Origin of the sequence: Nocardia sp. MH4, assembly GCF_019266065.1 — a bacterium.
Taxonomy (GTDB): domain Bacteria; phylum Actinomycetota; class Actinomycetes; order Mycobacteriales; family Mycobacteriaceae; genus Nocardia; species Nocardia canadensis.
Window position 1 is genome coordinate 14,510 of the sequence record NZ_LPNR01000076.1, and the last position, 20,196, is coordinate 34,705.

The 20,196-nt window shown below is 70.4% G+C and carries 18 protein-coding genes; 9 read left to right on the forward strand and 9 right to left on the reverse strand.

Going from position 1 to position 20,196, the window contains the following annotated elements; translation table 11 throughout:
- The first annotated feature begins 257 nt into the window (after nt 1-257).
- The 4 genes from ATM97_RS07670 (at nt 258) to ATM97_RS07685 (ending at nt 5,764) form a co-directional block, all read left to right on the forward strand.
- On the forward strand, nt 258-1,412 hold the full coding sequence (locus ATM97_RS07670; RefSeq protein WP_374104836.1) for a polyprenyl synthetase family protein: 1,155 nt from the start codon (nt 258-260) through the stop codon (nt 1,410-1,412).
- Between the two features lie 7 nt (nt 1,413-1,419).
- Nucleotides 1,420-2,994: a phytoene desaturase family protein gene (gene crtI / locus ATM97_RS07675; RefSeq protein ID WP_218717251.1), complete on the forward strand. Its 1,575-nt coding sequence runs from the start codon at nt 1,420-1,422 to the stop codon at nt 2,992-2,994.
- Between the two features lie 101 nt (nt 2,995-3,095).
- On the forward strand, nt 3,096-4,748 hold the full coding sequence (locus ATM97_RS07680; protein WP_218717252.1) for an alpha-(1->6)-mannopyranosyltransferase A: 1,653 nt from the start codon (nt 3,096-3,098) through the stop codon (nt 4,746-4,748).
- 62 nt (nt 4,749-4,810) lie between these two features.
- Nucleotides 4,811-5,764 (forward strand): phytoene/squalene synthase family protein, encoded by a 954-nt coding sequence (locus ATM97_RS07685; protein ID WP_374104837.1) that lies wholly within the window; start codon nt 4,811-4,813, stop codon nt 5,762-5,764.
- A 97-nt stretch (nt 5,765-5,861) separates the two neighbouring features.
- On the opposite strand, the gene ATM97_RS07690 is transcribed toward ATM97_RS07685, so the two are convergent.
- On the reverse strand, nt 5,862-6,221 hold the full coding sequence (locus ATM97_RS07690) for a metalloregulator ArsR/SmtB family transcription factor (RefSeq protein WP_218717254.1): 360 nt from the start codon (nt 6,219-6,221) through the stop codon (nt 5,862-5,864).
- 90 nt (nt 6,222-6,311) lie between these two features.
- Here ATM97_RS07690 and ATM97_RS07695 point away from each other — a divergent pair, with 90 nt between their 5' ends.
- A complete protein-coding gene (locus ATM97_RS07695; RefSeq protein WP_308248404.1) occupies nt 6,312-8,345 on the forward strand; it encodes a heavy metal translocating P-type ATPase in 2,034 nt (677 codons plus the stop codon).
- A gap of 198 nt (nt 8,346-8,543) precedes the next feature.
- On the opposite strand, the gene ATM97_RS07700 is transcribed toward ATM97_RS07695, so the two are convergent.
- Entirely contained in the window at nt 8,544-8,912 is a 369-nt protein-coding gene (locus tag ATM97_RS07700; protein WP_218717256.1) for an Rv2175c family DNA-binding protein, read from the reverse strand.
- A 128-nt stretch (nt 8,913-9,040) separates the two neighbouring features.
- On the opposite strand from ATM97_RS07700, the gene pknB reads away from it, so the two are divergent.
- A complete protein-coding gene (gene pknB / locus ATM97_RS07705; protein ID WP_218717257.1) occupies nt 9,041-11,005 on the forward strand; it encodes a Stk1 family PASTA domain-containing Ser/Thr kinase in 1,965 nt (654 codons plus the stop codon).
- A 160-nt stretch (nt 11,006-11,165) separates the two neighbouring features.
- Here pknB and ATM97_RS07710 read toward each other — a convergent pair whose 3' ends face one another.
- The gene (locus ATM97_RS07710; RefSeq protein WP_218717258.1) at nt 11,166-12,551 is read right to left on the reverse strand and encodes a class II 3-deoxy-7-phosphoheptulonate synthase; all 1,386 of its coding nucleotides are present in this window, start codon (nt 12,549-12,551) and stop codon (nt 11,166-11,168) included.
- A gap of 171 nt (nt 12,552-12,722) precedes the next feature.
- Between ATM97_RS07710 and ATM97_RS07715 the strand changes: the two genes are divergently transcribed.
- On the forward strand, nt 12,723-13,220 hold the full coding sequence (locus tag ATM97_RS07715; RefSeq protein ID WP_218717274.1) for a polyadenylate-specific 3'-exoribonuclease AS: 498 nt from the start codon (nt 12,723-12,725) through the stop codon (nt 13,218-13,220).
- A gap of 70 nt (nt 13,221-13,290) precedes the next feature.
- Here ATM97_RS07715 and ATM97_RS07720 read toward each other — a convergent pair whose 3' ends face one another.
- The 4 genes from ATM97_RS07720 to ATM97_RS07735 are packed head-to-tail and all read right to left on the reverse strand — an operon-like array spanning nt 13,291 to nt 17,580.
- Nucleotides 13,291-14,916, reverse strand: coding sequence for a cytochrome bc complex cytochrome b subunit (locus ATM97_RS07720; protein ID WP_218717259.1), 1,626 nt, complete (start codon nt 14,914-14,916; stop codon nt 13,291-13,293).
- Nucleotides 14,913-16,052 carry a ubiquinol-cytochrome c reductase iron-sulfur subunit gene (locus ATM97_RS07725; protein WP_255587357.1) on the reverse strand — a complete coding sequence of 380 codons (1,140 nt, stop codon included), beginning with the start codon at nt 16,050-16,052 and terminating at the stop codon, nt 14,913-14,915. Before ATM97_RS07725 ends, ATM97_RS07720 begins: the two co-directional genes overlap by 4 nt.
- Entirely contained in the window at nt 16,049-16,912 is an 864-nt protein-coding gene (locus tag ATM97_RS07730; protein ID WP_218717260.1) for a c-type cytochrome, read from the reverse strand. Before ATM97_RS07730 ends, ATM97_RS07725 begins: the two co-directional genes overlap by 4 nt.
- 56 nt (nt 16,913-16,968) lie before the next feature.
- Nucleotides 16,969-17,580 carry a heme-copper oxidase subunit III gene (locus tag ATM97_RS07735; protein ID WP_218717261.1) on the reverse strand — a complete coding sequence of 204 codons (612 nt, stop codon included), beginning with the start codon at nt 17,578-17,580 and terminating at the stop codon, nt 16,969-16,971.
- Between the two features lie 179 nt (nt 17,581-17,759).
- Between ATM97_RS07735 and ATM97_RS07740 the strand changes: the two genes are divergently transcribed.
- Together ATM97_RS07740 and trpD are read left to right on the forward strand one after the other, a co-directional pair.
- Nucleotides 17,760-18,179, forward strand: a complete 420-nt coding sequence (locus tag ATM97_RS07740) for a hypothetical protein (RefSeq protein ID WP_218717262.1) — start codon at nt 17,760-17,762, stop codon at nt 18,177-18,179.
- An 89-nt stretch (nt 18,180-18,268) separates the two neighbouring features.
- Nucleotides 18,269-19,330: an anthranilate phosphoribosyltransferase gene (gene trpD / locus ATM97_RS07745; protein WP_218717276.1), complete on the forward strand. Its 1,062-nt coding sequence runs from the start codon at nt 18,269-18,271 to the stop codon at nt 19,328-19,330.
- A 13-nt stretch (nt 19,331-19,343) separates the two neighbouring features.
- Here the strand turns inward: trpD and ATM97_RS07750 are convergent, their stop codons facing one another.
- Nucleotides 19,344-19,619, reverse strand: coding sequence for an Lrp/AsnC family transcriptional regulator (locus ATM97_RS07750; protein ID WP_218717263.1), 276 nt, complete (start codon nt 19,617-19,619; stop codon nt 19,344-19,346).
- 4 nt (nt 19,620-19,623) lie between these two features.
- Nucleotides 19,624-20,175 (reverse strand): hypothetical protein, encoded by a 552-nt coding sequence (locus tag ATM97_RS07755; protein ID WP_218717264.1) that lies wholly within the window; start codon nt 20,173-20,175, stop codon nt 19,624-19,626.
- Nucleotides 20,176-20,196 lie beyond the last annotated feature (21 nt).

Consider the following 20,196-nt stretch of genomic DNA (forward strand, 5'->3'; position numbering starts at 1 on the left):
CCCGGCACCGCGGCGCCGACCGGGAATCGACGGCCGCGACCGGCCGAAATCGGGCACGGACCTGCCGCTCGTTCGTCAAGTCCGCTGAACGCGATCCGCGCGAGGGGCAGACACCGCCGAATCGCCGGGTGTGGGGTCGGTCGCAGCGGCCGTGTGCGCCGACGACACCCCCGCGCCACCCGCGTATTCTGCGACGGAACGCCGGTGATCGCGCCGCCGCGTGCGATCGACGTCCATCCGCTCGCCCACTTCCGCACCTGGAGGCCACCCTGTCCGCCGGAATCGGTACCCCGCTTTCCCGGTCCGTCGCCGACACCCCGGCTTCGGTCGATCTCGTCACGCTCACGCCGGGCACGCCCGCGTTCGTCGCCGCGGTCGAGCAGGTGCTGGCCGATTTCTTCGCGTCCCGGCGCGAGATCGTCGAGCCGCTCGGCCCGGTCTTCGTCGACGCCGCCGAGGCGCTGGAACAGTTCGTCATCCGGGGCGGCAAGCGCACCCGGCCCGGCTTCGCCTGGACCGGCTGGCTCGGCGCGGGCGGCGATCCGGCCGGACCCGACGCGGCCGCGGTGCTCACCGCCTGCTCGGCGCTGGAACTGGTGCAGGCGTGCGCGCTGGTACACGACGACATCATCGACTCCTCGCAGACCCGGCGCGGCTACCCGACCGTGCACATCGAGTTCGAGGACCGGCACCGCGCGGCGGGCTGGCCCGGTGACGGCGCCGAGTACGGCCGCGCCGTCGCCATCCTGATCGGCGATCTCGCCCTGGCCTGGGCCGACGACCTGGTCCACGAGGCCGGGCTCGCCCCCGCCGCGCTGGCCCGGTTCGCGCCGGTCTGGGCGCGGATGCGCACCGAGGTGCTGGGCGGGCAGTTGCTCGACATCAACGGCGAGGCCGGTGGCGACGAATCGGTGGAGGCCGCGCTGCGGATCAACCGGTACAAGACCGCCGCGTACACGATCGAACGCCCCTTGCACCTGGGCGCCGCGCTGGCCGGAGCCGACGACGCCCTGGTGGCGGCGCTGCGGACCTACGGCACCGACGTCGGCATCGCCTTCCAGCTGCGCGACGACCTGCTCGGGGTGTTCGGCGACCCCGCCGTCACCGGCAAGCCGTCCGGCGACGACCTGCGCGAAGGCAAGCGCACCGTGCTCATCGCGGAGGCGCTGCGGCGCGCCGAGCCGGCACCGGCGGCCCTGATCCGCACCGGGCTCGGCACCGATCTCGACGATGCGGCCGTGGACCGGCTGCGCGCGCTGCTCACCGAGCTCGGCGCGGTCGACGAGGTGGAACGCCGGATCACCGAGCTCACCGACACCGGCCTGCGCGCCGTGGCGACGAGCAGCGCGACCGCGCAGGCCAAGCAATTACTGCACGACATGGCGCTGGCCGCCACCCGCCGAACCGCCTGAGCCCGCCATGAGAAGCGTGGTGGGACAGACGAACCATGTCGTCGTGGTCGGCGCGGGCTTGGCCGGGCTGGCCGCGGCGCTGCATCTGCGCGGCGCGGGCCGCGAGGTGACCGTGCTCGAACGGGCCGATCATCCGGGCGGCCGGGTCGGGCGCTACCGGTTCGACGACTACGAGATCGACAACGGGGCCACCGTGCTCACGCTGCCGGAGCTGATCGACGAGGCGCTGGCCGCGGTCGGGCGGACGCGCGCGGACGTCGGCCTGCGCGTGCACCGCCTCGCGCCCGCCTATCACGCCCGCTACGCCGACGGCACCGACATCCGCGTCTACGACGACGCCGAGACGATGGCCACCGAGGTCGAGCGAGCTTGCGGACCGACCGAGGCCCGCAACTACCGGCGGCTGCGCGCCTGGCTGGGGCGGATCTACGACGCCGAGTACGACGAGTTCATGGACGCGAACTTCGATTCGCCGCTGGACCTGGTGCGCAGCGGCGAAGCACGGGCGGGGCTGACGGCGCTCGCCCGCCTCGGCGGCTTCGGCAAGCTGGGACCGCGGGTGCGGTCCTACCTGCGCGACGAGCGGCTGGCCCGGCTGTTCACCTTCCAGGCGCTCTACGCGGGCACGGTGCCGGACAAGGCGCTGGCGCTCTACGGCGCGATCCCGAACATGGACACCTGCCTGGGCGTCTACTTCCCCGAGGGCGGCATGCGCGCGATCACCGCCGCGCTCGCCGAGGCGTTCACGGCGGCGGGCGGCAACCTGCTCCTCGGGGCCGAGGTCGTCGGGATCGACTATGCGGCCGGCACGCGCAAAGGCCGCCGCGCCGAGGCGGTTCGCACCGCCGACGGCCGCCGGGTCGCCTGCGATGCCGTCGTCCTCACCGCCGATCTCGGCGCACTGCCCCGATTCGGCCTGCGCCACCGGCGCGGTCTGCGGGCCTCACCGTCGGCGGTGGTGGCCCACGGCACGGTGCCCGCCGAGGTCGCCGCGCGGTGGCCGGTGCAGGCCCATCACACCATCGATTTCGGGGCCGCCTGGGCCACGACCTTCACCGAGATCGCCGCGCGCCGCGGCCGCGGACGGGTCATGAGCGATCCGTCCCTGCTGCTGACCCGGCCCGCACTGACCGACGCCGGTCTGTACGTCGAGCGCGCCGACGGCCGCCATGAACCGTTCTCGCTGCTCGCGCCGTGTCCCAATCTGGACGCCGCGCCGCTGGACTGGGACCGCCTCGCCCCGGCCTATCTGCGCGAACTGCTCGCGGAGCTGGAGCGGCGCGGCTACACCGGGATCGCCGAGCACTTCCGGATCGACCACGTCGACACTCCGGTCACCTGGGCGGCGCAGGGCATGATCGCCGGCACACCGTTCTCGGTGGCACACCTGTTCCGCCAAACGGGTCCGTTCCGGCCACGCAATCTGCCAAGGGGCGTGGACAACGTCGTTCTCGCAGGTTGCGGCACCACTCCGGGGGTGGGCGTGCCCACCACCTTGCTGTCGGGCAAGCTGGCCGCGGCACGAATCACCGGCAGCCGGACGCGCAACGCCACCGACCACCGGGCTAGTGTTCCAACGTGAAGCCGTAAACTGACGGCCGACTTATCAGCTCGCGGTTGCGACCGCCGACCATCCGGGGGGACCGACCGAACATGCCGCCCCCTGAGACGACCGTAGGCCCCATGGACACCACGCGCACCCTCGAGCCGCAGCGCCACATGCCCACCGGGACCGATCCCGGCGTCCGGTCCCGGCTACGGACCGCGGGTGACTTCATCCGCAGTCCCGAAGGCCACGCGGCCGTCATGGGGTTCTTCGGCGCGGTCATGATCACCTTCGGCGGTTTCGGCGCGGGCGCCGTGCGCAAGCGCGACCCGCTGCTCGAGGCACTGCACCTGTCCTGGCTGCGGTTCGGCCACGGCTACGCGCTATCGACGATCGTCATCTGGATCGGCGTCCTGCTGATGATCACGGCGTGGGTTCGGCTGGGCCGCAACACCCTCGGCAAGGACGGCGGGCACGTCACGCTGAACGAGCTGCGGGCCATCGTTGGCATCTGGATCACGCCGCTGCTGTTCGCGGCGCCGATGTTCAGTCGCGACGCCTACTCCTACCTCGCCCAGGGCGCGCTGCTGCGCGACGGTTACGACCCCTATCAGGTGGGTCCCGTCGCCAATCCCGGTGTGCTGCTGGACAACGTGAGCCCGGTCTGGACCACCACCACCGCGCCCTACGGCCCGATGTTCCTGCTCATCGGCCGGGTGCTCACCATGCTCACCGGCGACAACGTCATCGCGGGCACCATCGCGCTGCGCGTCGTCATGCTGCCCGGCCTGGCGCTGATGATGTGGGCGGTGCCGTACCTGACCAAGCACCTGGGCGGGAAGCCGACCGTGGCGCTGTGGCTGGCGGTGCTCAATCCGCTGGTGCTGGTGCACCTGATCGGCGGCGTGCACAACGAGATGCTGATGGTCGGGCTGATGTGCGCGGGCATCGCGCTGGTGCTCGAACGCCACCATGTGGCCGGCATCGTGGTCGTCGCGATCGGCGTCGCCATCAAGGCCACCGCGGGCGTCGCGCTGCCGTTCCTGGTGTGGATCTGGATCCTGCACGAGAAGGAGCGTCGGGCCGCCGAACGGGGCGCCTCCGATCCCGAGGTGTCGGAAGACCAGAAGCATCCCGACGCGGCCCGCCCGTCGGCGGACATGCCGCATCCGCTGTTCGTCTTCGCCAAGATCGCCGGTATCGGTGTCGGGGTGTTCGCGCTGGTGTTCGGCGCCGCCTCGGTGATCGCGGGGGTCGGGTTCGGCTGGGTCACCGCGCTGCAGGGCTCCAACAAGATCATCAACTGGCTCTCGCTGCCAACGATCCTGGCGCACATGGTCACCTGGGTGACCCCGCTGCGCCTGGACTCCGTGCTCAGCGTGACCCGCGAACTGTGCAAGATCGCCCTGGTGGTGTTGCTGGTCGCCATCTGGTGGCGGTTCCGGCATTCCGAGCGGGAGGCCGTCCTCGGCATCGTGATCGCGTTCGTCGCGATCGTGCTGCTCTCCCCCGCCGCGCTGCCCTGGTACTACTCGTGGCCGCTGGCGCTGGCCGCCGGTTTCGCGCTGTCGACAGTGACCCTGCAGTGGCTGGTCGGGCTGTGCACCTGGTTGATGCTGGTGTTCCAGCCGGACGGGTCGATCGGGCTGTACAACTTCTGGCACGTCGCGCTGGCCACCTTCGCCGCCGTCGTGGCCGCGGTGTCGCTGCGGACCGTCGATCCCCTGCACCTGCGATCGGCCAGTTCCCGGCCCGTCACCAGGGAACCGGCGCCCACCGTCCGGGCATGAGCGATCGGGGTCCGGGCGCGGTCGCGCCGGAAGACCTGACCGGGCCGGCGGCCGACGCCGCTGTGATCCCGCTCGATGCCGCGTACGCGAGTTGTCGGCGCATCGCCGCCGAGCACGGTCGCACGTACTACCTGGCGACCACCCTGCTCACACCACCGCGGCGCCGAGCCGTGCACGCGCTCTACGCCTTCGCGCGCATGGTGGACGACATCGTCGACCACGCCGACAACCCGGCCCGGGTCCTCGACCCCCGCGACGGCGCGTACCTCGCCGGTTCGGAGCTGAGCCCGGCCCAGCACCTCGATCTGGTCGAACGGCAATTCCGGCTCGCCCTCGAACAGGGCGTGATCGATACCGGCGACCCGCGTCGTCGGCAGATCCTGACCGCCGCCGCCGACACCATCGCCCGCTACGACATCGCGCACACCCACTTCTGGACGTTCCTCGACGCCATGCGCATGGACGTGCCCGGCACCGACGGCCACCGCACCCGCTACGCCACCATGACCGAGTTGCGCGAGTACATGCGTGGTTCCGCCGCCGCCATCGGCCTGCAATTGCTGCCGGTGCTCGGCACGGTCGTCCCGGTCGCCGACGCCGAACCGGCCGCCGCCGCGCTGGGCGAGGCCTTCCAGCTCACCAACTTCCTGCGCGATGTCGGTGAGGACCTCGACCGCGACCGGATCTACCTGCCCACCGAGGAGCTGGCCGCCTTCGGCGTCGACGAAGCCCACCTGCGCGCGTGCCGTGCCACCGGGCGCACCGATCAGCCGCTGCGCCGCGCGCTGGCACATCTGATCGCCGTCAATCGCGATGTCTACCGCCGCGCGGAGCCCGGTATCGCGCTGCTCGAGCCCCGGGTCCGGCCGGCGATCCGCACGGCGGCGGCGCTCTACGCCGAGATCCTCGACCGTATCGAGGGGGCCGACTTCCAGGTGTTCCAGCGAAGGGCGACGGTGCCCAACCGTCGGCGAATCCTGGTCGCCGCCAAGGGGTTCGCCACCGTACGGCGCTGACGCGGCCGGGCGGCCCGCGGCGTCACATCATCGGACTGCCGCGATCTCGGGCCGTCCGCCGACGTGCCAAGCCCCGGCACCGACCGATGCCGTCGGTTCAGCCCGCGATCTCAGGGCGTTCGGCCAGGCCCAGGCGCAGGTGCTCGCTGTGGTAGACAGCCTCGTCGAGCAACTGGGCGACGTGCTGGTCGTAGAGGCTGTAGACGATGCTGCGGCCGGCGCGGGTGCCGGTGACCAGGCCCAGATTGCGCAGCAGCCGCAGCTGATGCGACACCGCGGACTGCTCCATCCCCACCGCCTCGGCGAGTTCGGTGACCGGTCGGGGCCCCTGGCGCAGTTCGGACAGGATCAGCAGTCGGCTCGGGGTGGCCAACGCTTGCAGGGTGGTCGCCACGTGCGCGGCGGCCGCGGCGTCCAGCCGCGTCGCCGGACGGCCGCCTTCCACACCGTGTCCCATGGCGTGGAGTGTAGCGGACCAGCACACATGAATATCTCTTCATATGATCTGTTATTCTCGGGTCCTCGTTCCCCGCCTCGGAGGTGCCCTGTGGTCTCGTCCACCGCCACGCCGACCCGCGCCGTCACCGCGTCCCGCGCTTCGACCACGCGGACCGGACTGTTCGCGATTCCCGAGATGCGCTGGGCCGCCACGGCGACCGCGCTGTTCGCGCTCGGTCTGCTCGCGAAGCTGACCGGCGGACCGTCCTGGCTGTGGTGGTCGCTGCTGCTGGCCTGCTACCTCGCCGGCGGCTGGGAACCGGGTCTGGCGGGTCTGAAAGCGTTGCGGGACAAGACCCTCGACGTGGATCTGCTGATGGTGGCGGCCGCACTCGGGGCGGCGGCGATCGGCCAGGTCGTGGACGGGGCGCTGCTCATCGTCATCTTCGCGACCTCGGGTGCGCTCGAGGCGCTGGCGACCACGCGCACCGAGGACTCGGTGCGCGGCCTGCTCACCCTCGCCCCCGACACCGCGACCCGGCTCACCGACGACGGTGAACAGACCGTCGCCGCCGTCGATCTCGCGATCGGCGAGGTGATCCTGATCCGTCCCGGCGACCGGATCGCCGCCGACGGCCGGGTCGTCGACGGCGCGAGCGAGGTCGACCAGGCCACCATCACCGGTGAACCCCTGCCGGTGGACAAGGCCACCGGCGACGAGGTGTTCGCCGGGACGCTCAACGGCACCGGCGCGCTGCGGGTCCGGGTCGAGCGCCGGGCCGAGGATTCGGTGGTCGCGCGGATCGCGGCGCTGGTCGAGGAGGCGGGTCGCACCAAGGCCAGGACCCAGCTGTTCATCGAGAAGATCGAGCAGCGCTATTCGATCGGCATGGTCGTCGCGACGCTGGCCGTCTTCATCGTTCCGCTGATCTACGGTGCGCCGCTGCGGGATTCCCTGTTGCGCGCGATGACGTTCATGATCGTCGCCTCCCCCTGCGCGGTGGTCCTGGCCACGATGCCGCCGCTGCTGGCCGCGATCGCCACCGCGGGCCGCCACGGCGTGCTGGTGAAGTCGGCGGTGGTGATGGAACAGCTGGGCGCGACCACCCGGGTCGCCTTCGACAAGACCGGCACGCTCACCCGCGGCATCCCGGACCTCGTGGAGATCCACCCGCTGCCGGGCAGTGCGGTCTCCGAGGATCAGATCCTGCGCCTGGCCGCCGCGGTCGAGCACCCGAGCGAACATCCGCTGGCCGCGGCGACCGTCCGCGCTGCCCGGCAGCGGGATCTGGATTTCCCTGTCGTCCACGACTTCGCCGCACAACCCGGTCGTGGCGTGTCGGGGCGGGTCGACGGCCACCACCTGCGCATCGGCTCGCCCACCGTGCTCACCGGCGATCTCAGCTCGGTCGCGGACGCCGCACGAGTGCGGCACGGGTCCAGCGCCAGGCCGACGCGCTCGATCGCCGCCGCGGAGATCGTCGCGACGGTACACTCCCGTGGCCGCACGGCGGTCGTGGTGCTGCGCGAGGACGAACCGGTGGCGGTGCTCGGCTTCACCGATCAGGTCCGCCCCGAGGCGGCGAGCGCGGTGGCCGCGCTCGCCGAATCCACCGGCAGCACACCGGTTCTGCTGACCGGCGACAACCCCGCCACCGCGGACCGGCTCGCCCGGCAGCTCGGGATCGGCGAGGTGCGCGCCGGGCTGCTGCCGCACGACAAGGTCACGGCCGTGCGGGAGCTGGCCGCGGGCGGCCACCGGGTGACCATGGTCGGTGACGGGATCAACGACGCGCCCGCCCTGGCCGCCGCGCAGGTGGGGATCGCGATGGGTGGCGCGGGCTCGGATCTGACGGTGCGGACCGCGGACGCCATCGTCGTCCGGGACGACCTGACCGCCATCCCGGCCGTCATCGCGCTGTCGCGGCGCGCACGCCGGGTGGTGCTGGCCAACCTCGCCATCGCGGCGAGCTTCCTCGGCGTCCTGGTCGTCTGGGACCTGGTCGGTCATCTCCCCTTGCCGCTCGGCGTGCTCGGGCACGAGGGTTCGACGGTCCTCGTCGGCCTCAACGGCCTGCGACTGCTGCGCTCGTCCGCCTGGCGGCGGGCACACGATCAGGCAACCGGACGCGGCGCTTCCTGAGCGACGGGCGTCTGCTCGGGGCCGCAGGTCTGAGCCGCGTACCCGGCGCGCCGCCGACCGGGCTCAGGCGCAGGTCGACAGACGCGCACCGAGGCCCGCTGACGAGGATCAGGGCTGGAGCGACGGACGCCGGCTATCGGGCCGCCGACCGGACACGCCATGGGCCGGGCCGGCGGGCGGCGGCAGGAACGCGCGGGATCAGAAGGGTTCGGCGGCGGCGCGGCGGACGACCTCGCGCGCCAGCGGGCCGTGCAGGGCGTCGACGGGGCGGCCGGGCAGCGAGTCGTCCTCGGTGTAGATCCAGCGCAGGATGTCCTCGTCGGAGTACTTGCCGTCGCGCATCACGGTGATGAGGCCGGGCAGCATCCGGACGATCTCGTCGTTGTCGTCGAAGAAGCGGGACGGAATGCCGGCGACGCCGTTGCGGCGGATCGCGAGGAGCTGGTGGTCACGCAGCAACTGGTGCACCGCGGTGACCGGGATACCGAGTATGTCGGCGGCCTCGGGGAGCGAGACGACGGTTTCGGTGTCGGGCAGCACATCGTCGCTGCAAGGGAAGGCACTCACTCGCACAACCGTAGTACGTGCGACCTCGCGTGCATCGGCTGGCATGCCATCATGACCCGGTTACGATCGTGGGGGCCGCACACGGTGGCCTGGTCGCTTGTCGCAGTGTCGCGAGGGGTGAGAAGTTTGTGAAAGCCGGAGGACATCACTTGATCGGCCAGATGCTGGAAGGGCGCTATCGCATCGATGCGCCGATCGCTCGCGGCGGGATGTCGATGGTGTTCCGGGGCACCGACACCCGGCTGGATCGCCCGGTGGCGGTCAAGGTGATGGATCCGAAGTTCGCCGGCGACCCCCAGTTCCTGACCCGCTTCGAGTTCGAGGCGCGCGCGGTGGCCAAGCTGAAGCACCCCTCGCTGGTGGCCGTCTACGACCAGGGCGTCGACGGCGAGTACCCCTTCCTGATCATGGAACTGGTCGAGGGCGGCACGCTGCGCGAACTGCTGCGCGAGCGCGGCCCGATGCCGCCGCACGCGGTGCGCGCCGTCGCCGAGCCGGTCCTGCGCGCCATCGGCACCGCCCACGACGCCGGACTCGTGCACCGCGACATCAAGCCGGAGAACGTCCTGATCTCCGACGCCGGCGAGGTGAAGATCGCCGACTTCGGCCTGGTCCGCGCCGTCGCCGCCGCCAACACCACCTCGGCCAGCGTCATCCTCGGTACCGCCGCCTACCTGGCGCCCGAGCAGGTCACCACCGGCACCGCCGACGCCCGCAGCGATGTGTACTCCTTCGGCATCCTGATCTTCGAACTGCTCACCGGCCGGGTGCCGTTCACCGGCGACAACTCGCTGTCGGTGGCGTATCAGCGGGTCGAGAACGACGTGCCGCCGCCGAGCCAGTTCATCGGCGGCGTGCCGCCGGAACTCGACGCCCTGGTCGCCAAGGCCACCTCCCGCGATCCCGAGCGCCGCTACGCCGACGCCAACGAGATGGCCGCGCAGCTGCAGATGATCGCCATGGAGCTGAATCTGCCGCCGTACCGGGTTCCGGCGCCCCGCGATTCGGCCGAGCACCTCAGCGAGAGCTACCGCACCGGCGACGCACACCACCCCGGAGACCGCCCGGTCACCCCGAATCCCGTTGTCGCGCACGCGATGCCGAACGCCCAGCCACAGCACACCAGGGTGGTCACCGCGCCTCGCCCGCGCCCCGACGACTACCAGCACGCGCACTCCCCCGCACCACAGCACAACCCGTTCGCGTCCAACGAGAATCCCTCGCGCCGCACCGGCGTGGTCTGGGCCGCGATCGTCACCGCGCTGACCCTGCTGGTCGGCATCGGCGGCTGGTGGCTGGGCGTGGGCCGCTACACGGCCGTGCCGCCGATCGCGGGCATGGACTCCGAACGCGCCGTGGCGGTGCTGCAGGAGGCCGGTTTCGAGACGGTCCTGCGCAACAAGGCCTCCGACACCATCCCGGTGGGCGGCGTGGTCGGCACCGATCCGTCGGCCGGGTCGCGGGTCACCAAGAGCTCGACCATCGCGGTGCTGATCTCCAACGGCAAGCCCCGCGTGCCCGACATCACGCCGGGCGACCAGATCAGCGCCACCAACCAGGCCATCCGCGACGCGGGCCTGCAGCCGATCGACAGCGGCGAGGCCCCGAGCACCGCTCCGAAGGGCTCGCTGGCCAAAGTGGAACCGGCGCCGGGCACCATCCTGCCGATGGGCGCCCAGGTCAAGGTGTACCGCAGCAAGGGTTCGCAGCCGGTCAACGTGCCGGACGTGCGCGGCAAGACCGCCGAGGAGGCGGCCAGAGCCCTGACCACCGCCGGGCTGACCGTGCGCGAGACCCGCGTGCAATACGACAAGAGCATCGAGGGCGACAAGGCGATCGGCACCGACCCCGCCGTCGGCACCACCCTGCAGTCCGGCGACAGCGTGACGCTGATCGTGTCGAACGCGGTGAAGGTGCCCAATGTGATGGGTCAGACCGTCGGCAACGCCCGCAGCAAACTCCAGCAGCTGGGCCTGCGAGTCGAGGTCAAGTCCATCACCGACTCCGACAGTTCCCTGGTGATCGGCCAGGTCCCTGGCTTCAACTCGAACGTGGAAGCGGGCAGCGTCGTGACGCTCACCGCCCTGCCTTGAAGAGATCCGGCCCCGGACAAAGACGACAAGGACAAGGACAAGCCCGGGCGCGGTCACCGCTGACCGCGCCCAGGCACACACCGCACTCCCGGCCCCGCACATCCCGGCCTCGAGGAGGGATCGCCGCGCAGCGGCGGTTCGAGCGCGCCAGCGCTCCGAACTAGCGCAGCATCTCGGCGACCAGGAACGACAGCTCCAGCGACTGCTGGGTGTTCAGGCGCGGGTCGCACGCGGTCTCGTAGCGGTCCTCGAGGTCGAGGTCGGAGATGTCCTGCGCGCCGCCCAGGCACTCGGTGACGTTCTCGCCGGTCAGCTCGATGTGCAGGCCGCCGGGGTGGGTGCCCAGCGCGTGGTGCACCTCGAAGAAGCCCTGCACCTCGTCGACGATGCGGTCGAAGTGGCGGGTCTTGAAGCCGGTGGAGGACTCGTGGGTGTTGCCGTGCATCGGGTCGCACTGCCAGATGACCTGGTGGCCGGTGGCCTGCACCTTCTCGATGATGGGCGGCAGCACGTCGCGCACCTTGCCGTTGCCCATGCGGGCGACCAGGGTGAGCCGACCGGGCTCGTTGTGCGGGTCGAGCCGCTCGACGTACTCCACGGCCTGATCGGGCGTGGTGGTCGGCCCGATCTTCAGGCCGATCGGGTTGGCCAGCAACTCGGCCAGCGCGATGTGCGCGCCGTCGAGCTGACGGGTGCGCTCGCCGATCCACAGGAAGTGCGCCGAGAGGTCGTAGAGCAGCGGCTCGCCGGTCTCGGACTCGCTCAGCCGCAGCATCGCGCGCTCGTAGTCGAGCACCAGCGCCTCGTGCGAGGCGTAGATGCGGGCCGACTTCAGGCTCGGGTCGTTGACCTGACAGGCGGTCATGAAGCGCAGGCCGCGGTCGATCTCCTCGGCCAGCGCCTCGTAGCGGGCGCCGGCGGGCGACTGGGCGACGAAGTCGCGGTTCCAGTCGTGCACCTGGTGCAGGTCGGCCATGCCCGCGGTGGTCAGCGCGCGGACCAGGTTCATCGCGGCGCTGGCGTTGGCGTAGGCGCGGACCAGGCGCGAGGGGTCGTGGCGGCGCAGCTGCTGGTCGGCGACCAGGGAGTTGACCATGTCACCGCGGTAGGAGGTGAGCCCGAGCGCGTCGGTGTCCGAGGAGCGCGGCTTGGCGTACTGCCCGGCGATGCGCGCGACCTTCACCACCGGCAGGCTCGCGCCGTAGGTGAGCACGACGGCCATCTGCAGCAGGGTGCGGATGTTGCCGCGGATGTGCGGCTCGGTGTTGTCGGCGAAGGTCTCCGCGCAGTCACCGCCCTGCATGAGGAACGCCTCGCCGCGCGCGACGGCGGCGAGCTGGGTCTTGAGCTCCTCCACCTCGGCGGGCAGGCAGATCGGCGGCACGCTCTCGAGCACGGTACGCATCGTCGCGGCCTCGTCGGCGTCCCAGGACGGCTGCTGCAGCGCGGGCCGGGCCAGGGCGGCGTCGAGCCGGTGGCGCAGCTCGGCGGGCAGCGGCGGCAGTTCCGGCAGGCGGTCAATGGGTACGTCGACGGTCCAGGTCACCAGATCAGAATACGGCTTTCGCCGCCCGGCGAATATCCGGCGTACCGGCTACCCGTTCGTCGCGTCCCCGAACCATCGACATAGGGTTTCTCCCGACCCATCGTGGGTCACGGACCGCGTCGTCCTCCTCGGACGGTCACGGCCGCCCACCGGCACGAAGAGGCGATCTCCCTGCGATATTTCTACGACTCCGAATTCATCGAGGACGGCACCACGATCGATTTGATCTCGATCGGCGTCGTCTGCGAGGACGGTCGCGAGTACTACGCGGTCTCCACCGAATTCGACGCGGGACGGGCCGGTCCGTGGGTGCGCAAACATGTGCTGCCGAAGTTGCCGCCGGCGGGATCGCCGCTGTATCGCACCAGGGCGCAGATCCGCGACGACCTGTTCAAGTTCTTCCTGCCCCGCCCGAGCGTGCAGCCGGAGCTGTGGGCCTGGGTCTCGGCCTACGACCACGTCGCGCTGTGCCAGCTCTGGGGCGATATGACCGCGCTGCCCAAGGGCATGCCGCGCTACACCAACGAGCTGCGCCAGCACTGGGCCGCGCACGGCAGCCCCGAACTGCCGCCGATCCCCGACGACGCCCACGACGCGCTGGCCGATGCCCGCCACAACCTGGCCAAGTTCGAGGCGATCGAGGCCTACCGGCGCACCCCACGGCTGTAGCGACCGAGATGACGAGGAAGGCCCCGAGTCGTAGCGACTCGGGGCCTTCCTCGTGTGCGTCGGTGCGCGGTCAGTGACCGTGCGGCTCGTCACCGTTGGCGCGGGCCTGCTCCTCGGCGAGGGCCGTGAGCATCTTGTGCTCCTCGACGTGCTCGTTCTCGAAGTAGGCGTCGGACTCCGCCTTCGGGTCGGGGCGCAGGAAGCTACCCGTGCCCGGCTTGCCCGCCGAACCCAGCTTGTTCATCTTCTTGGGCACCGGGGCGCCCTGGTACTCCAGCGGGATCGCGTGGCCGTGGTCGTCGACCGGGCCCAGCGGCTGGTGCACCTCGATGTACTCACCGTGCGGCAGGCGCTTGATGACACCGGTCTCGATGCCGTGCTCGAGCACCGCGCGGTCACTGCGCTGCAGGCCGATGCAGAACCGGTAGGCCACGAAGTAGGCCAGCGGCGGCAGCAGCAGCACGCCGATACGACCGATCCAGGTGGTCGCGTTCAGCGAGATGTCGAACTTCAGCGCGATGATGTCGTTGACGCACGACAGCGTGAGCACCACGTAGAACGCGATGGCCATGGCACCGATGGCGGTACGCACCGGCACGTCGCGCGGACGCTGCAGCAGGTTGTGGTGCGCGGTGGTGTCGCCGGTGAGGCGCTTCTCGATCCACGGGTAGGCGATCAGCAGCGTGAACACCAGGCCCATGACGAGGGCGACCCAGAACACCGCCGGGATCGTGTAGCGACCCAGGTAGAGCTCCCACGGCGGCATCAGACGCGCCATGCCGTCGGTCCACATCATGTAGAAGTCGGGCTGCGAGCCCGCCGAGACCTGGGACGGGTTGTACGGACCCAGGTTCCAGATCGGGTTGATCTGCAGGATGCCGCCCATGATGCCGACGATGCCGAGGGTGAACGCGAAGAACGCGCCCTGGTCCGCGGCGAACACCGGCACGATGCGCGCGCCGACCACGTTGTTCTCGGTCCGGCCGGGGCCGGGGAACTGGGTGTGCTTCTGGTACCAGACCAGCGCGACGTGCGCGCCGATCAGCGCCAGGATGATGCCGGGCAGCAGCAGCACGTGCGCGATGTAGAGGCGCGGGATGATGATGTCGCCGGGGAAGTCGCCGCCGAACATCAGCCAGTGCAGCCAGGTACCGACGACCGGGACACCGATGGTGATACCCGAGAACGCGGCGCGCAGACCGGTACCCGAGAGCAGGTCGTCGGGCAGCGAGTAGCCGAAGAAGCCCTCGAACATCGCCAGGATCAGCAGCAGCGAGCCGATCACCCAGTTCGCCTCACGCGGCTTGCGGAACGCGCCGGTGAAGAAGATGCGGAACAGGTGGATGATGATCGACGCCGCGAACAGCAGGGCCGCCCAGTGGTGGATCTGCCGGACGAACAGACCGCCGCGCACCTCGAAGGAGATGTTCAGCGCGGTCTCGTACGCCCGCGACATGCCGACGCCGCGCAGCGGCTGGTAGGCGCCGTCGTAGGTCACGTGCGCCATCGACGGGTCGAAGTACAGCGTCAGGTAGATACCCGACAGCAGCAGGATGATGAACGCGTACAGCGCGATCTCACCGAGCAGGAACGACCAGTGGGTCGGGAAGACCTTGTTGATCGACCGCTTCATGAACGCGGCGGCGCGATACCGCTCGTCCATCTCGTTGGCTTGGTTCGCCACCAGAGTGCTCATGAACGACGCTCCCAGAAGGCCGGGCCGAGCGGCTCGATGAAGTCGCCGTTGGCGACCAGGAAGCCCTCGGAGTTGACGGTGATCGGCAGCTGCGGGAGCGCGCGGGCGGCCGGACCGAAGACCGGCTTACCCCACTCGGTCGCCGAGAACTGCGACTGGTGGCAGGGGCACAGGATGCGGTTGGTCTGCTGCTCGAACAGCGAGGTGGGGCAGCCGAGGTGGGTGCAGATCTTCGAGTAGGCGAAGTAGTCGCCGTAGTTGAAGCTCTCCTGGCCCTTGCGCTTGATGGCCTTCTCCGCGTCCGCGGTGCGCAGACGGATCAGCATGACCGCGTTGCGGATGCCGCGCAGCGACTGCAGCGTCTCGTGCTCGTTGCCGCGCCACTTCTCCTTCCACGGGAAGACGGTCTCCATGGCGCCCGCGTCCAGGTCCTCCGGACGCACCAGCACGACATCCTGCGGGCGACCGGTGTCGCGGCGGATGTAGACAGTCTCGCCCGGGAAGTCCGGGGTCCAGCCCGAGACCCACAGCGGCGACTTGTCGCGCTTGGCCCACGGGTTCTTCACCATGCCGCCGACGAACACCAGCAGCGCGCCGATACCCAGCACGCCGACGCCGGCGCCCGCGGTACCGAGCATCATCTTGCGGCGACCCAGGGTGGAGGTGTCGAGCGCGTCCTGCAGCTCGGCCGCCAGGGTGCGGCGCTCGACCTCGTCGGACGGGCCGTCGTGGCGCTGCTGGATCGAGATCTCGGCGGGGATGAACCGCTTGCGGATCAGCACCACCGCGATGCCGATGACCAGCACCGAGATGCCGAAGGTCAGACCGACCAGCGGGGTGAACAGCGAGTAGGCGGCATGGCCTTCGTCGCCGTTGCCCTTCCACTCCCACGGCCAGAACAGGAAGACACCGATCAGCGCGGCGGCGGCCAGGCCGGAGATGGCGAACCAGAACGTGACCGCGCGCTCGGCGCGCTTCTCCGCGCGCGTGCCGGGGACCGGCCAGCGCTCGCCGCGGTACGCGACGTCGACGCCGTCGCGCGCGGTACCGAGCTCGACCAGCTCGTCACGCGTCATCGCGTCCAGTTCGGCTTCGGTCGGTTCCCGACCCATGTCGTTGTGCTCCTGTCCACTCATGTGCGAGATCCGATCCACATCGCGGCACCCACCACGGCGGTGATGCCGATAACCCAGATCGCCAGACCCTCGGTCGCCGGGCCGAAACCGCCGAGGTCCCAGCCGCCGGGCGACTTCTCTTCCGCGGCGTTCTTGACGTAGGCGACGATGTCGCGCTTCTCCTCCGGCGTCAGCTGCCGGTCGGAGAACTTCGGCATGTTCTGCGGGCCGGTGAGCATGGCGTCGTAGATCTGCTGCTCGTTGGCCTCGGCCAGCGGCGGGGCGAACTTGCCGCCGGACAGCGCGCCACCACGGGCGGTGAAGTTGTGGCAGGAGGCGCAGTTCATGCGGAACAGCTCCGAGCCGCGGGCGATGTCGTCGCCACGCAGCGATTCCTGCGCGATCTCACCGTTGGCGTCGCGGATCACCGAGGGGCCACCGCCGTTGGCGGCGACGAACGCGCCGAGCGCGTCGGTCTGATGCGCGTCGAACTTCTCGGGCTTGCGCATGGCCTGGGCCTCGTTGCGCACCATCGGCATGCGGCCGGAGGACACCTGGAAGTAGACGGCGGCTTCGCCGACGCCGATCAGGCTGGGGCCACGATCCTCGACACCCTGCAGGTTCGCGCCGTGGCAGGTGATGCACGAGGTCTCGTAGAGCTGCTTGCCCTCGCGGATCAGCGCGGACTGGTCCTCGTGCGCGGTGGCGACCTGAGGCGCGGGGGTGAGTGCCGCGGCGAGGAAGCCGGCTCCGACCAGACCAACCAGCAACGCGAGGCCACCCGCGATACGACGGCGAACGCGACGCTGCTTACGCGCCTTGGTGGCCTGACCGTGGTCAGGGCCGGCGGGCTCGGGGGCCGACGGGGGAGATGAACTCATCTGTGTCCCTTTGGAGTAGACGGAACCGACTTGTGCAAATGCTGTGCGCCCGCGCGCTAGCGGACGAAGTAGATCGTGGCGAACAGCCCGATCCAGACGATGTCGACGAAGTGCCAGTAGTAGGACACCACGATGGCGGCGGTGGCCTGGGCGGGCGTGAACTTGCTCAGCGTGGTGCGGATCAGCAGGAACACGAACGCGATCAGACCGCCGATCACGTGCAGACCGTGGAAGCCGGTGGTGATGTAGAAGACCGAGCCGTACGAGCTGCCGGAGATCGAGGTCCCCTCCTCCACCAGGTGGTAGTACTCGTAGCCCTGGCCGGCGACGAAGAACGCGCCCATCAGCAGGGTGATCATGTACCAGCGACGGAGGCCGAACACGTCGCCCTTCTCCGCGGCGAACACACCCATCTGGCATGTGAACGACGATGCGACCAGCACGGCCGTCACCGGAACGGCGAGCTTCATGTTCAGCTCGGTCGGCTCCGGGGGCCAGTTGCCGTGCGCCTGCGCGCGCGCAACGAAGTACATGGCGAAGAGGCCGGCGAAGAACATCAGCTCGCTCGACAGCCAGATGATGGTTCCGACGCTGACCATGTTGGGCCGGTTCAGCGAATGCACACGCTGAGTAATGGCCGATCCTGGGGTGCCTACTGCGGTCGTCACGGGGTAAGTATGACTCTTCGTAGTACGACAGCTGTACCCGGGTACGAAAGTTTGTCGCGGGAGTCGGAAAACCCACGCACAGAGGGGGTCTACGACCTCCGTCGGCGTGTTGGCGACGATCACGTGACGACCCATTGTGACAGCGTTGGATGTGGATAACCTGAGACGAGGAGGCGGCGATGGTCGTGGTGCGGATGTGGCGGCGGTTGTTCGGCGGGCAGGGCGAGTCGCTCGACCCCGCGCGGACCGATCTCGTCGTGGTCGCGGCGAGTTTCGACGACGCCGAAGCCTGCTCGGCGGCGCTGGACCGGGCCACCGAGCTCGACCGGGACGCCGACTCGGTCCTGCGCCACCACCTGCGCCTGCCCGCGGACCGGATCGACGAGGCCGCCGAGATCGCCGGTTACGACGGCTACGCGCGGGCCGAGGCCGTGGACACCACCGCGGGCGAGCTGGTGCCGGTCGTGTTGCAGCGGGTGCAGCGCCTCGATCCGCTGACCTGTTCGCAGGAGCGATCGCGGATGGCCGGGCTCGCGCAACGCCACGACGGCGTCGCCGACGGCTGGGACGCGCTGCAACCGCCGCGTCCCGCGCCGTAAACTCAGCCAACGGCGCAATAGGCTTGCGCTACCCCGCCGCGCCCGATCAGAGTTGCGCGATGGCGATGTCGAACGGAGATGCGGAGCAGATGAGCGTGCGCAGCTGGCCCCAGGTGCTCGGAACCCTCGCCGACGGCGGCGACCTGGCCGCGGACGACACCACCTGGGTGATCGACGAGATCTTCACCGACAACGCCACCGCCGCCCAGATCGCGGCCTTCGGCGTCGCCATGAAGATCAAGGGCCCCACCCCCACCGAGCTGGCGGGGATGGTCGCCGGCATGCTCGGGCACGCCCGCCTGGTGCACGTCGACGGCGACGCGGTCGACATCGTCGGCACCGGCGGTGACCGCTCCGGGTCGGTCAACATCTCCACCATGTCCTCGGTGGTCGTGGCGGCCGCCGGGGTGCCGGTGGTCAAGCACGGCAACCGGGCCGCGTCGTCCAAGGCGGGCGGCGCCGACGTGCTCGAGGCGCTGGGCGTGAAGCTGGCGCTGGGCCCGGAGTCGGTGGCGCGGTCGGTGCGCGAGGCCGGGATCGGCTTCTGTTTCGCGCCGCTGTTCCACTCGGGGCTGCGTTTCGCCGGTCCGGCGCGCAAGGAGATCGGCATCCCGACCGTGTTCAACGTGCTCGGCCCGCTCACCAACCCCGCGCAGCCGCGCGCAGGCCTGATCGGCTGCGCCTTCGCCGACCTGGCGCCGGTCATCGCCGGGGTGTTCGCCGAGCGTGGCGCGAGTGCGCTGGTGGTGCGCGGACGCGACGGACTCGACGAGATCACGACCTCCGACGTCACCGACGTGTGGGTGGTCAGCGGCGGGCGGATCCGGCAGACCGTGCTCGATCCGACCCGCCTCGGCATCCCTCGGGTGGACCTGGACGCGCTGCGCGGCGGTGACGCCGTGGCCAACGCGGGGATCGCGCGCGAGATGTTTGCCGGCGCGCCGGGCGCGGTGCGCGACGCGGTGCTGCTCAACTCGGCGGCCGCGATCGTCGCCTACGACCTCTCGCGCGGCGCGGGCGACGTCGACCTGGATCTGGACGCCGCCCTGACCGGCGGGCTCGAGCGCGCCGCCGCCGCGGTGGACAGCGGCGCGGCGGCGAAGCTGTTGCAGAGCTGGGCCGAGCTCACCCAGGTCCTCGACGAGTCCTGAGCGCGCGAAAGCCTCACTCCCCCAGCGAGAATCCGGCTTCCACGTCGGCGCTCGAGTACGACTTGAAGGCGATGTGGGTGGTGGTGCGCACTACGCCGGGGACCTTGTCGATGCCGCTGGTGACGACCTCGGCGATGCGCTCGTGATCGCGCACCCGCACGATCGCGATCAGATCGACGTCACCGGCGCAGGAGTACACCTCGGCGACTCCGGCGGTGTCGGCGAGAGCCTGCGCGGTCTCGGGGATACGAGAGTTCTCGGCCTGGATCAGCACGATCGCGGTAATCATGGGATCAGCCTAGAACTTCGGGCCGCTCGGTGGCCGCTTTGAACCGGCGCATCAGCTCCAGGCTCTTCACCCCGGGCGCCGATTCCACCGAACTGGACACGTCGACGCCGTACGGGCGGTGCCGGGCGATGGTCTCGGCGACATTGCCGGCATCGAGCCCGCCGGCCAGCACCACCTTGCCGGGCAGCGCGCGCACCCAGTCCGGGAACTCCTCGAAGATCCCGGAGCCCGCGCTGGCGTCGTAGAAGAAGTACTCGCTGGTCTGCTCGGGCGCGGGCGGCGTGGACGAACAGAACGCGAGGTTGGGCAGGTCGGCCCACTGATAGAGCTGGACGACGTCGAAGGCGTCGGCCACCTCGGTGACCTCGGCGGCCGCCAGGGCCACGACGAAGGTGGTGATCCGGCCGCGCGCGTAGTCGGCGAGGGCACGGGCCTGCGCGGGCGTGCGGTACCGCTTGCTCTTGGGCGTGGCCATGACGCCGATCGCGGAGTAGCCGAGCTCGACGGCCCAGTCGATCTGCTCCTCGGTGGTCAGACCGCACACCTTCACGAACATTCGCGCCTTCGCCCTCTCTCC